1 pseudogene is annotated in these 15,659 nt (G+C 59.5%); it reads right to left on the bottom strand.

From position 1 onward, the window contains the following. Positions 1 to 88 precede the first annotated feature (88 nt). A pseudogene (locus ACSW29_RS10455) lies at positions 89 to 15,430 on the bottom strand (non-ribosomal peptide synthase/polyketide synthase); the annotation flags it as partial. Between the last annotated feature and the right edge of the window lie 229 nt (positions 15,431 to 15,659).

The raw sequence follows: 15,659 nt of genomic DNA, 5'->3' as shown, positions 1-15,659 counted from the left end.
GGCGAACATGACCTCCTACAAGGCCAATCGGGAAGAGCGAAGCATACGAGCCTGGCCATCGCCCGACCAGGCTCGTAGCGCCGGTTGATCAATCAGTGGCGCCACCGCGCAACACACGCTCAATGATCGGCCCGATAGCGCGAACGCCTTCAGGAGACATCATTTCCAGGTGGTGAACGTCGACCAATTCATCCGTCAGTTCTCCTTGCGCGTACGGGCCCCAAACCTTATCGGCTTGTTTTGCGTCCGAACGATCCAACGAACTCACGAAGGTGATCGGCCCCCCGAACGACTGCGGCCGATGGGCATTGATCAGCTTCGCCGAAATCGCAATGCTTGTGAGCAACCGTTTGATCGCAGACGCATCGAGTCCGATTCTCTCTCCGTCGACAGCCGTCAAGATCTCTGCAGACCTTTCGACCGACAATTCATCGAGCTTTTCGTTCTCGCCGAAGACAATCCCCATTGCAGCCAGCTCAGCGTGCACCTGGACAGCATGCTCTGATTCGTCGCGTGTCTCCGGCGAACCGTCCAGCAAGATCAACGCCTCAACGATCTCGCCTCGCTCCTCCATCTTCGCCGCAACCGCTTGAGCAATGATCGCGCCGAGCGACCAACCGAGAATTCGGTACGGGCCTGACTGCTGAACCCGAGTGATCTCGTCCACGTAGCGATCTGCGTAATCGTCAAGGGATCGTCCCTGGAATGCCTCGTCAGTCAGAACTGGGCTCTGCAACCCATAGAGCGGAATCGAACGGTCCACAACTGCCGCCAACGGTGCAAAAGGCCACGCCAGTCCAACGAGTGGATGAACACAGAACAACGGCACATCGCTCCCTGTCGTTCTCAGCGGCAGAAGCGTTCGTAGTGCATCATCGGTTTTCGCATCGAAGCCCACCCGAATTCCGAGCGCAATCCGTTCTGCAAGTTCGCTGACCGTCGAAGTCGCGAAGATGAGTCGCAGTGGGACCTCCGCGGAAACTGCTGCGCTCAGCCGAGCTGCAACCCTCGCTGCGACCAATGAGTTGCCACCCAACTCGAAGAAGCTATCGTCCGCCCCGATTTCCTCGACACCGAGAATCTCCGAAAAGACGCTTGCGACAAGTAGTTCAGCTTCGGTAGTGGGAGCTCGGAACACCGCAACCTCGAACACCGGCTCCGGCAACAACTTCCGATCCAACTTCCCCGACGCATTCAACGGCAACGCATCCAACACCACAAACTGCGACGGCACCATATACGACGCCAACCGCTCCCCCACACCCACCTTCACCACATCAACATCAACCGAAGACCCCACCGCAGCAGTGACATACGCAACCAACTGATCACGCCACACCACCACCACAACAGAACCCACACCCACCTGATCCCGAACCGCAGCCTCGATCTCCCCCAACTCGATCCGCTGACCACGCAACTTCACCTGAAAATCACTACGCCCGACATACTCGAGCTCACCCGACACACCGATCCACCGCACCACATCCCCCGTGCGATACATCCGCGAACCCACCCCACCGAACGGATTCGCCACAAACCGCTCCGCCGACAAATCCACCCGCCCGAAATACCCACGAGCGACCTGCACACCCGACAAATACAACTCACCCGCAACACCCACCGGCACCGGACGCAACCGCGAATCCAACACCAACACCGACGAATTCCACACCGGAGCACCCATCGGCACCACCACACCCACACCATCAAGCGGACCCGCCGCCGTCGCATGCACCGTGAACTCCGTCGGACCATACAAATTATGAACCTCAACCAACGGCAACACCGACAACACCCGACCCACCACCGACGCCGGCAACGCCTCACCCGCCGCGAAAATCACCCGCAACGAACCCAACCCACCACCGAGACGCGAAACCGTCGCCTCCGATGCATCGACCAACTGATCGACGAACACCTCCAACATCGACGGCACAAACGAGACCATCGACACCGACTCCGCCGCCACCACCGACGCCAAATACCCCGGATCCCGATGACCATCATGAGCAGCCACCACCAACCGAGCACCCACCGCCAACGGAACAAACAACTCCCACACCGACACATCGAACGTCACCGGAGTCTTGAACAACACCACATCAGAACCCGACACCGCATAACGCTCCGCCAACCACGACACCTGATTGACCACACTGCGATGACTGACCGCCACACCCTTCGGCCGCCCCGTCGACCCCGACGTGAAAATCACATACGCCGTATTCCCCGACCGCAACGGCGAAACCCGATCCACATCCGACACAGGAGCATCCGAAAAACCAGACACATCAACAACATCAACCTCGACCACCGGCACCACACCAGCATCGAAACCAACATCAGAAGTACTGACCACACACACCGGCGACGCCGCCGCCAACACATACCCATTACGCTCCGCAGGCTGATCCGGATCCACCGGAACATACCCACCACCAGCCTTGAGCACACCGTAAACCGCAACCAACAAATCAACCGACCGACGAACCGCAACACCCACCAACGACTCCGGCCCCACACCCACCGAAACCAAATACCGCGCAAAACGATTCACCCGAGCATCGAACTCCGCATACGACAGCGACACACCCTCGAACGAGAGCGCCACCGCATCCGGAGACACCGCCACCCGAGCATCAAACCCATCCAACACCGACACACCCGACACAACCCGAGCCGTGTCATTCCAACCCTCGAGCACCAACGAACGCTCAACAGAATCCAAAATGTCAACGTCACCCAAAATGGTTGACTGATCAGCGACGAGGGCGGCCAGGATGCGTTCGAATCGGGTTGCCATCGAGGCCACCGTCGACTCGTCGAACAGATCCGTCGCGTACGTGAACGTCGCCGCCATCCCGGCCGGGGCACCGGACTCGTCGAACTGCTCGACCATGGTCAACTGCAGATCAAACTTCGCTGCCACCGCGCCGGTATCGACGCCGGCAACCGTCAGATCGCCCAACTGCAACGCGGTCTGGCGAGCGCTCTGGAACGAGAGCATCACCTGGAACAACGGATTACGCGCCTGCGACCGCGCCGGATTGAGCACCTCCACCAACCGCTCGAACGGCACATCCGCATGCGCAAACGCACCCAGATCACCCTCACGAACCCGACCCAACAACCCCGAGAACGACTCCGAAGAATCCACCTCGGTCCGCAACACCAACGTATTGACGAACATCCCAATCAAATCATCGAGAACCTGCTCACCACGACCCGCCACCGGAGTACCGATCGCAATATCGGACGTCCCCGACAACCGCGACAACAACACCGCCAACGCCGCATGCACCACCATGAACAACGACGAATTCGACTCACGCGCAGCAACACTCAACGACACATGCACATCAGGATCAATCACGAACGAATACGCAGCACCACGATTGGATGCCACCGCCGGCCGCGGACGATCCGCCGGCAAATCCAACTGATCCGGCAACCCCGACAACGCCGACTCCCAGAACCCGATCTGACGCGAAATCAACGACCCCGCATCATCTTCCGACCCCAAAGTCTCCCGCTGCCACAACGCGTAATCCGCATACTGCACCGCCAGAGGCGCCCACCCCGGAACCTCACCCCGAGAACGAGCCTCATACGCAACCATCACATCACGCGTCAACGGCCCCATCGACACACCATCACCACTGATGTGATGAACCACCATCGCCAACACGAACTCCGACTCCGACACCGCGAACAACCGCGCCCGAACCGGAACCTCCACCGCAACATCGAAACCAGCCAACAAGAACTCCGTCACCGCACCAACGACATCGGACTCCGACACCACAACCGGCGACAAATCCAACCGCACCCGATCCGCAGACAACACCTCCTGGAACCCGACACCGTCGACCTCCGGATACACCGTCCGCAAAATCTCGTGCCGCGCAACAACATCCGACACAGCAGCATCCAAAGCCGCCACATCCAACAACCCCGACAACCGAATCGCCACCGGAATATTGTCAACATTGGATCCAGGATCGAATCGGTTCAAGAACCACATCCGCTGCTGCGCCAACGACAACGGCACCCGCTCCGGCCGCACCCGAGCCGTCAACGCCGCACGCGCACCCGAACCGACCTCCGACTCCACCCGAGCAGCCAACAACTCCACCGACGACGCCTCGAACAACACCCGCACCGGAACCTGCGCATCGAGCGCCTGCCCCAACCGCGCCGCCACCCGAGTAGCAATCAACGAATTACCACCCAAAGCAAAGAAATCATCATCCAACCCGACACGCTCGACCCCGAGAACATCCCCGAACACCGACGCGACGATCTCCTCCACCGCCGTCACCGGAGCCCGGAACACCGCAGCCTCGAACACCGGCTCCGGCAACAACTTCCGATCCAACTTCCCCGACGCATTCAACGGCAACGCATCCAACACCATGATCAACGACGGAACCATATACGACGGCAACACCGCACGCAGCGAATCCGTAAGCGCCACAGCATCAACAACCGCACCCGACGCCGGCACCACATACCCCACCAACTGATCGCCGGTCTTGGTCGATACCAGAGTCACCGCCGATGCGGATACCGACGCATCGGTCACCAACGCTGACTCGATCTCACCCAGTTCGATCCGCTGACCACGCAACTTCACCTGGAAATCGCTACGACCGATGTACTCCAGCTCACCCGACGCATCCCACCGCACCAAATCGCCCGTGCGATACATTCGACCGCCCCCACTGCCATCGGCAAACGGGTTCGCAACAAACCGATCCGACGACATTGCAGCCCGCCCGATATACCCGCGCGCCAACTGAACGCCCGATAGATAAAGCTCGCCGACAACACCCCTTGAAACCGGGTGCAGCCTGGAATCCAGGACTAACAGCCCTGTATTCCACACAGCAGAACCAATCGGGATCGACACGGTCTCGTCCGATGTGACTTCATGGAAGGTCACATCAATTGCGGCCTCGGCAGGACCGTACAAATTCTCCAAGCGTGCCGATGGCATCACCCCGAAAACTTGTGCAGCAGTGCCAATTTTCAATGCCTCTCCACCGGAGAACACCAGCCTCAAGGAAGGAACATTGCTGGCATATTCGGCTGAAATGAATAGGGCCATCATTGCCGGCACGAAGTGCGCGACCGTAACCGCATGCTCCCGGATCAACTTCGCTATGTACTGAGGGTCACGATGGCCATCCGGTTCGGCGATCACCATGCGTGCGCCTACTTGGCACGGCCAGAACAACTCCCAAAGTGAAACGTCAAATGTGGACGGAGTCTTAACCAGCACCACGTCCGACGGGTCCAAATTGTATCGATCCTGGCGCCAAAGCATCTGGTTTACTACGGCGATATGCGATACCAGGACGCCTTTCGGCGTCCCTGTAGAACCAGAAGTGAAGATCACGTACGCAGGATGATCTCCCCGAAGATCAGACAGTCGCTCTGAATCGGTGATCGGATCAATCGAATACGTATGCAGGTCAAGACTGTCAACATCAACCCAGGAAGTCGACAACTTCGCGTCGAGTCGACCATCAACCGTAACGTCACGCGAGTACAAGACAACTGCCGGCGCCGCCGTTCGCAAAACATAAGAGACGCGTTCAGTCGGATGCGAAGGGTCTAGGGGCACGTATCCACCACCCGCGCGAATCACCGCGTGAGCTGCGATCACCCAAGATACAGACCGCTCCATAAACACGCCGACCAGGACCTCAGGTCCAACGCCTTGCGAAATCAGATATCGGGCCAATTGATTGACACGCGAGTCGAATTCGCCATAGGACAAGCTTTCGCCACCATAACTCAGCGCGATATCCGCCGCACGCTGCGCCGTTTTTACGGTATCCACCAGTCGAGTCGCGGGCAGTTCTCTACGAGTGGCCCGAGATCTGTTGTAGAACTCAAACCGTTCGGCGCGGTCGAGCAGATCCACTTCCCCCACCGGTTCCGTTGGATCGTTGAGTCCGGTGCGAAGAATCCGTTCGAATCGGGTTGCCATCGAGGCCACCGTCGACTCGTCGAACAGATCCGTCGCGTACGTGAACGTCGCCGCCATCCCGGCCGGGGCACCGGACTCGTCGAACTGCTCGACCATGGTCAACTGCAGATCAAACTTCGCTGCCACCGCGCCGGTATCGACGCCGGCAACCGTCAGATCACCCAACTGCAACGCGGTCTGCTCCATGTTCTGGAACGAAAGCATCACCTGGAACAACGGATTACGCGCCTGCGACCGCGCCGGATTGAGCACCTCCACCAACCGCTCGAACGGCACATCCGCATGCGCAAACGCACCCAGATCACCCTCACGAACCCGACCCAACAACCCCGAGAACGACTCCGAAGAATCCACCTCGGTCCGCAACACCAACGTATTGACGAACATCCCAATCAAATCATCGAGAACCTGCTCACCACGACCCGCCACCGGAGTACCGATCGCAATATCGGACGTCCCCGACAACCGCGACAACAACACCGCCAACGCCGCATGCACCACCATGAACAACGACGAATTCGACTCCCGCGCAGCAACACTCAACGACACATGCACATCAGGATCAATCACGAACGAATACGCAGCACCACGATTGGATGCCACCGCCGGCCGCGGACGATCCGCCGGCAAATCCAACTGATCCGGCAACCCCGACAACGCCGACTCCCAGAACCCGATCTGACGCGAAATCAACGACCCCGCATCATCTTCCGACCCCAAAGTCTCCCGCTGCCACAACGCGTAATCCGCATACTGCACCGCCAGAGGCGCCCACCCCGGAACCTCACCCCGAGAACGAGCCTCATACGCAACCATCACATCACGCGTCAACGGCCCCATCGACACACCATCACCACTGATGTGATGAACCACCATCGCCAACACGAACTCCGACTCCGACACCGCGAACAACCGCGCCCGAACCGGAACCTCCACCGCAACATCGAAACCAGCCAACAAGAACTCCGTCACCGCACCAACGACATCGGACTCCGACACCACAACCGGCGACAAATCCAACCGCACCCGATCCGCAGACAACACCTCCTGGAACCCGACACCGTCGACCTCCGGATACACCGTCCGCAAAATCTCATGCCGCGCAACAACATCCGACACAGCAGCATCCAAAGCCGCCACATCCAACAACCCCGACAACCGAATCGCCACCGGAATATTGTTCGCCGACGACGCCGTATCGAAACGGTTCAAGAACCACATCCGCTGCTGCGCCAACGACAACGGCACCCGCTCCGGACGCACCCGAACCGTCAACGCCGCCCGCGCACCCGAACCGACCTCCGACTCCACCCGAGCAGCCAACAACTCCACCGACGACGCCTCGAACAACACCCGCACCGGAACCTGCGCATCAAGCGCCTGCCCCAACCGCGCCGCCACCCGAGTCGCAATCAGCGAATTACCACCCAAAGCAAAGAAATCATCATCGAGACCCACCCGATCCACACCCAGCAGATCCGCGAACACCGACGCGACGATCTCCTCCACCGCAGTCACCGGAGCCCGGAACACCGCAGCCTCGAACACCGGCTCCGGCAACAACTTCCGATCCAACTTACCCGACGCATTCAGCGGCAACGCATCCAACACCATGATCAACGACGGAACCATGTACGACGGCAACACTGCACGCAGCGAATCCGTAAGCGCCACAGCATCAACAACCGCACCCGACGCCGGCACCACATACCCCACCAAGCTGTCACCCGCCTTGGAGCCAGAGTGCAACACGACGACGGCGTCATTGACGTTCTCATGTGTGAGCAGGGCTGACTCGATCTCCCCCAACTCGATCCTCTGACCACGCAACTTCACCTGGAAATCGCTACGACCGATGTACTCCAGTTCCCCCGATTTGTTCCATCGAACCAAATCTCCGGTGCGGTACAACCTGGTGCCGGCTGAACCGAATGGATCGGCGACAAATCGAAGCGCCGTCATACCGGGCTCACCGTGGTATGCACGAGCCACCTGCGGTCCACCCAAATACAGCTCACCGGCGACGCCTACCGGCACTGGTGCCAGCCGGCTGTCAAGCACAACAGTGGACGTGTTGGCAACGGGCGAGCCGATCGGGACAACCGTAGTCTCGGGAGTCGCCTCCCAAGCCGTTACCACCTCGACCTCGGCAGGCCCGTACCAGTTGTACAGGCTCGCAGAAGCGTACCCGCTGAATCGGCGTACGGTGTCGGCGCTCAACGCCTCTCCTGCAACAAAGACTCGACGCACCGATTTCGACAGCGGCGCTGGCACCGCGGACATGAATGCGTTCAGCATCGACGGAACGAAATGCACCGTCGTGACCCGCTCTTGCGCAATGGTTTTCGCAAGATAATCTGCGTCCCGGTGTCCGTCGGGCACCGCGATGACCAATTTCGCGCCAGTTTGGAGAGTCCAGAACAATTCCCAGACTGAAATGTCGAAGGTAATCGGCGTTTTGTGCAGCACCACATCCGAGCGATCAAGCCCGTAGGCCGTCTGAGCCCACACCAACTGGTTCACCGTTGCGCTGTGGGTAATCGCAACGCCCTTGGGGCGACCTGTCGAACCTGAAGTGAAGATCAGATACGCAGTGTTTTCCGATCGCAAAGGCGAATTGCGTTCAGAGTCGGCAATTCGGCGAGATGGGAACCCGTCCAAGTTTAGAGCCTCGACAGTCACCATCCGTCGACCCGTCGGCCCGAACTGATCGCGAGCGGTAGTCAGAATCAGTACCGGGTCCGCCGCCTCTATGACGTACTCGGTGCGTTCTGCTGGATGATCTGGATCGATAGGTACGTAGGCGCCCCCAGCCTTCAGAACGGCGTAGATCGCAACCACGAGGTCAATGCTCCGACGCATCGCCACACCGACCAACTGTTCAGGTCCGACTCCTTCGGAAATGAGGTGACGCGCGAGTTGATTAACCTTGGAATCGAACTCCGCATACGTAAGTTCAATTTCGTCCATGGCCAACGCGACAGAGTTTGGCGTCCGCGCAACCTGCTCGTCGAACAACGAGACCAGCGTCGCATTGTCCGAGCACAAAGAACCGGCCGAAACAGCCTGTGCCAGTACCTGTTCACTCTCGCTCTGTGAGAGCACTGGGATATCACCCACCAGTACGTCCGGAGTTGCAGACACTGTGTTCAGAATTCGCAACAGACGATCGACGAATTCCAACACCGTTGATTCGTCGAATAGGTCGGTTGCGTAGTTGAACGACCCGTGCATCCCTGAGGGATCTCCAGAGTCGCTGACGACTTCGGACACAGTGACCTGAAGGTCGTATTTCGCCGTTCCCGAATCCGCTTCGATCCCGGAAATCGTGAGTTCTGGCAGCACGAACTGCGTTTGCGCAAAGTTCTGGAACACCAACAAAACCTGGAACAGCGGTGAGTGCGCAGTAGAACGCACGGGGTCGATCTCATCCACCAACCACTCGAACGGCACATCCGCATTGGCAAACGCCGATAGATCGGTCTCACGCACCTGCTCCAAGAAGGAACCGAATCTCTCCGACGCTTCGACGTTTGTGCGTAAGACAAGAGTGTTGACGAACATACCGATCAGATCGTCGAGTTCGGCCTCGCCGCGACCTGCGACAGGAGTACCAAGGACCACGTCCGTGGAACTGCTCAGTCTGGACATCAAAACAGCCACAGCCGCGTGAATGACCATGAAGACAGTCACGTTGTGACCCTCTGCAAGCCTCGACAAGTCTGAATGAAGGCGTGCATCGATCGTGAAATCGACTGTCGCTCCGCGCAACGACTGAATCGCCGGCCTTGCACGATCCAAGGGGAGATTCAGAACGGGGGGAACGTCAGCCAGCTGAGCTCGCCAGTACGCAATTTGCTTCGACGCGATCGAATCCGGGTCGCCATCTGAGCCCAACATCTCGCGTTGCCACAACGCATAGTCCGCATACTGCACTCCGAGAGGTGCCCACCCCGGAACTACGCCCCGAGATCGGGCCTCATACGCGACCATGACATCGCGCCCGAGTGGCCCGATCGAGGAACCGTCTCCGGCAACGTGGTGGATCACGACAACCAACACGTAGTTGTCAGAGCCAAGGCTGAACAGTTTCGCTCGAACGGGGACCTCAGCACCGACGTCGAATCCCTGTCCGACAACCTCCGCTACGCGCAGCATTACCGACTCGGCGTCGACCTCGACTGGACTCAAGTCCAGCACAACCTCTTCCGGTGGAACAATTACCTGCATAGGTCCATCTGAATCGCTTGGGTACAACGTTCTGAGCGACTCGTGCCGTGCCAGCACGTCGAAAACAGCAGCTTTCAGCCCCGCCACGTCCAGCGTCCCTGAAAGCCGAATCGCGAGAGGAACGTTGTAGACCGGCGACTCTGGGTCCAGTTGGTTCAGAAACCACATCCGTTGCTGTGCAAGGGACAACGGCACCCGCTCCGGGCGCACCTGAGCAGTCAATGCCGCCCGAGCACCCGAACCGACCTCGGCCTGGACTCGGGCAGCCACACCCTCGACCGAGGACACCTCGAACAGCACTCGCACCGGAACCTGCGTATCAAGCGCCTGCCCAAGGCGGGCAACCATCCGAGTCGCAATCAGCGAGTTGCCACCCAAAGCAAAGAAATCATCATCAAGCCCGACCCGATCCACACCCAACACCTCGGCGAAAACCGAGGCAACCGACTCCTCCACCGGAGTCACCGGAGCTCGGAATGCCGCAGCCTCGAACACCGGCTTCGGCAACAACTTCCGATCCAACTTCCCCGAAGCATTCAGCGGGAACGCATCCAACACCATGATCTGCGACGGCACCATATACGACGGCAACACCGACCCCAACGAATCCACAAGCGCCGCAACATCAACCACCGCACCCGACGCAGGCACCACATACCCCACCAACTGATCACCGGTCTTGGTCGACACCACCGCCACCGACGACACCGACACCGACACATCGGCCACCAGCGCCGACTCGATCTCCCCCAACTCGATCCGCTGACCACGGAACTTCACCTGGAAATCGGTACGCCCGATGTACTCGAGCTCCCCCGACCAGCCCCACCGCACCAAATCCCCCGTGCGATACATCCGATCTCCAACACTGCCATCGGTGAACGGATTCGCCACGAAGCGATCCGCCGACAAATCTGGACGAGAAACATACCCACGAGCCAACTGATCACCCGCAAGATACAACTCACCCGCAACACCCACCGGCACCGGACGCAATCGCGAATCCAAGACGAAAACCCGCGAATTCCACTGCGGCACACCAATAGAAACCACACCACCTTGGACGGCATCCGTCACATCCGCGAACGTGATCGACACCGCGGCCTCGGTCGGACCATACAAGTTGTGAACCCGCGCCCTAGAAACAACACCGAAATCGCGCACCGTCTGCGCCGGCAACGCCTCGCCGATGACGAACACATCACGCAGCGAATCCAACTGGCTGGCAGAGACTTCCCCTGCGAACACCGACAACATCGTCGGCACGAAGTCCGTCACTGTCACACCCTGATCATCGATCACCGACGCCAAATACCCCGGATCCCGATGACCGTCATGGGTGGCTACCACCAACCGAGCACCCACCGCCAACGGCAGGAAGAACCCCCACAACGACACGTCGAACGTCGTCGCCGTCTTCTGCAGATACACATCCGACCCAGTCAGAACATACCGCCCCTGCATCCACGCCATCTGATTGACGATCGCCGCATGCGAAACCGCCACACCCTTCGGCTTCCCCGTCGACCCCGACGTGAAGATCACATATGCAGCATTCGAACCCCGCAGCGGTGCAACACGATCCGCATTCGTAACAGGCGCATCCGAGAACCTGGACACATCCAACTCGTCGATCAACACCACATCGAACTCACCCGGCAACGCCACACTGTCACCCGCACTGGACAACACACACACCGGTGCCGCGGTATCGAGAATATGACCATTGCGCTCGACCGGATGATCCGGATCCAACGGCACATATGCCCCGCCCGCAGCAACCACTGCATACATACCCACCACAAGGTCAACCGACCGGCGCATCGCCAACGCCACCAACGACTCCGGCCCCACACCTGCCGAAATCAGATACCGTGCAAGGCGATTCACCCGGGACGCGAAGTCCACATACGTCAGAGACTGTCCCTGGAACACCACCGCCACCGCACCCGGCGTCGCCGCCACCTGCGCAACAAACCCGTCGAGCAACAAAGCACCGTCAGTCAACTCGTGAACAGTGTCATTGACCGTCACCAACACCTGCGAACGCTCGTCCTCGCCGAGCAACTCCACATCCCCGACAACCGAATCAGGCTCCGCCACCATCGCTTCCAGAACACGCACCAACCGCTGCGCAAACGAGACAACTGTCGACGCGTCGAACAGATCCGTGGCATACGTCAGCGACATCGGCATCCCCACACCGACGCCGCCCTCCTCCAACGGCGTCACCGTCAACTGCAGATCGAACTTCGCGATCTCGACACCGGCGTCGAACCCGGCAATCGACAGTCCCGGCAACTCCACGACATCCTGCGCCATGTTCTGAAAGAACAACGCAACCTGGAACAGCGGATGATGGGCCTGCGACCGCGCCGGATCAAGCACCTCCACCAATCGCTCGAACGGCACGTCCTCGTTGCCGAACGCCCCCAGATCGACCTCACGAACACGACCCAACAACGCCGAGAAAGACTCCGAAGAATCCACCTCGGTCCGCAACACCAACGTATTGACGAACATCCCGATCAGATCGTCCAGCTCCGGCTCACCCCGCCCTGCGATCGGCGAGCCCACCACAACGTCATCGCTACCGCTCAGCCGCGCCAACAACACCGCCAACGCCGCATGCACCACCATGAACAACGACACATTACGATCAAGCGCCAACTGCTCGAGCGCTCGATGCAACCGCGCATCTATCGAAAACTGGTAACTCGCACCATGATTGGATGCCACCAACGGCCGCGGACGATCCGCCGGCAACTCGATCCGCTCCGGCAACCCCGCCAACACCGACGTCCAATACCCCAACTGCTCGGACATCAACGACGACGGATCGCCCTCGGACCCCAACACCTCACGTTGCCACAACGCGAAGTCCGCGTACTGCACCGCCAGCGGCGCCCACTGAGGAACCTGCCCACTCGCACGCGCCACATACGCCACCGACACATCACGCACCAACGGCCCCAACGACACACCATCAGCAGCAATATGGTGAATCACCAACGCCAATACAAACTCCGACGAGCCCGTCTGGAACAAACGAACCCGCAATGGCACCTCGACCGTGACATCGAACCCCTCTGCCACGACTGGCGTCAGCACGCCGAGCAAGTCTGTCTCGTCGACAGTTTCGGGCAATACAGTCCCCACGAATTCGTCCACCGGAAGAACTTGTTGGAACCCGATACCCTCGAATTCCGGGTAGACGGTTCGCAACACCTCGTGCCGCGCAACAACATCCGACAACGCTGCGGACAGTGCCGAGACATCGACGGCACCGGACAAGCGCAACACAATCGGAATATTGTTCACACCAGACACAGAGTCGAATCTCGACAAGAACCACATCCGCGACTGTGCAAGGGAAAGAGGTATCCGCTCCGGACGAGAGCGAGGGGCCAAGGCAATTCGCACACGCCCCGCTGAATCTGACAAAACAGATGCAAGACCGGAGACGGTCGAGTACTCGAACAGCGTTTTGACCTGAACCCGTACATCGAAAGCCGCACTGAGACGTCCAGCCAACTTCGCAGCAATCAACGAATTGCCGCCGAGTTCGAAGAAGTCGTCGTCAGCGCCGACTCGGTCCAGACCCAAGAGTTCTTCGAATACGCGCGCGACCACGACCTCACCAGCGGAGGAGGGCGCGACAAACTCTCGGGCCTCGAATACGGGGTCAGGAAGCGCTGCCGAATCCAGCTTTCCTACTGGTGTCAGGGGGATCTCGTTGATGACAACGACAGCCGCCGGAATCATGTGACGAGGAAGATCCGTCTTGACCACTGCCAGGACGTCATCCCCGGACAGCACGGCGCCAACTGCAGGAAGAACGTAAGAGATGAGAGCCGTTTCACCGCTGGGCAACACTCGCCCGAGAGTTGTCACGAACTCGACCCGGTCGTCGAGTGCGATGACCGCGTCAATTTCAGTCAACTCGATGCGGAAGCCACGGATCTTGACCTGGGAATCGGACCGTCCGACATATTCGACGCTACGATCGCCGGCAGCACTTTCCGTCCACCGCACCACGTCCCCCGTGCGGTACATTCGTTCACCCTGTGAACCAAAGGGATTCGCGATGAATCTATCGGCCGTCATACCTGCCAAATTGTGGTATCCGCGCGCAACCTGCGGTCCTGCAAGATAGAGCTCACCCGTAGTTCCCGTCGGTACAGGCTGCAAGCGAGCATCCAATACCAAAGACGCTGCACCACGAATCGGACCACCGATCGTGACTGGATCACCCGCACCGAGTTCCGTCATGTTCGTGACGATCGTCATCTCGGTCGGGCCGTACGCATTGAAAAAGTGACGCCCGGGCGCCCACTTCGCGACCAACTCTGGCGGACACGCCTCACCCGCGACAACGACAACAGCAACATCGTCGAGTCCCGATGGATCCACCGATGCGAGCACCGAAGGAGTGGCGCCGACATGGGTCACTCGCTCTGATTTGATCAGCTCGGCTAGCTCAGGACCACCGTAGATGCTCGATGGGGCAATCACCATGACGGCGCCTGCCCCGATCGTCTCGAGTAACTCGAAGATCGACACATCGAAGCTTGGAGTCGTGAAGTGCAACACCCTTGAATTTACGTCGAGCGACAGCAAGCGAATTTGCTCTCGCTGCAGGACGGCTAGCCCTGAATGCGAAACAACAACACCCTTGGGGCGCCCTGTGGAGCCGGATGTGTAGATGACGTATGCGGCGTGCTGCTCCCGCAGTGTCCTTACCCGCTCGTCGTACGTCACTGGCGCGCCGGAGACGGCGGCCAACGACTCGACAGTGTCCGAAGCATCGATCGAGATCCACCCGACCGAGTCAGTTAACCCGGTGCGTACACCCTCAGTGGTCAAACCGACCGAAACGCCAGAATCGCTGATCATGTAGGCCACGCGATCGGCTGGATAGTTCGGATCCACCGGTACGAAGGCGGCGCCGGACTTGACGACTGCCCACAGTGCCAGAACGGACTCGATGGACCGCGGTATCGAAATTGCAACCCGATCCTCTGGCCCCATGCCGCCGGCGATCAACAATCTCGCCAATCGAGATGATTGCTCGTCCAACTCGGCGTATGACAGTGATCGTCCTTCGAACCGCAATGCCTCCCGCTCGGGACCCAACTCAACAGCTGCCGCCAGCAGTTGCGGAAGCAGCGCGGTGCTGGAACGACGGCCGCGTGCCGGGCGCTCCCGACGTGTCTTGCGAGCTGCCGAAGTCCCTGGCGTCACACCATCGGAGCTCATGCGGTCACGGCCTGCACTCGAACGGCATGCTGGAGGAACACGTGCTGCGTCAAGACAATTTCACCTTCGCTTTGGTACTGCAGTTCGATCAGTATTCGCAGGAATCCGATCACTTCCCGAGGTTCTACCCTTGACCTGGGAAAATCGAGTTCGACGTCCCGGTAAAGCC

It is taken from the genome of Rhodococcus sp. GB-02, from assembly GCF_053470465.1.
The sequence above is the reverse complement of the archived record's forward strand: the minus strand, read 5'-3'. Positions and strand labels throughout refer to the sequence as shown.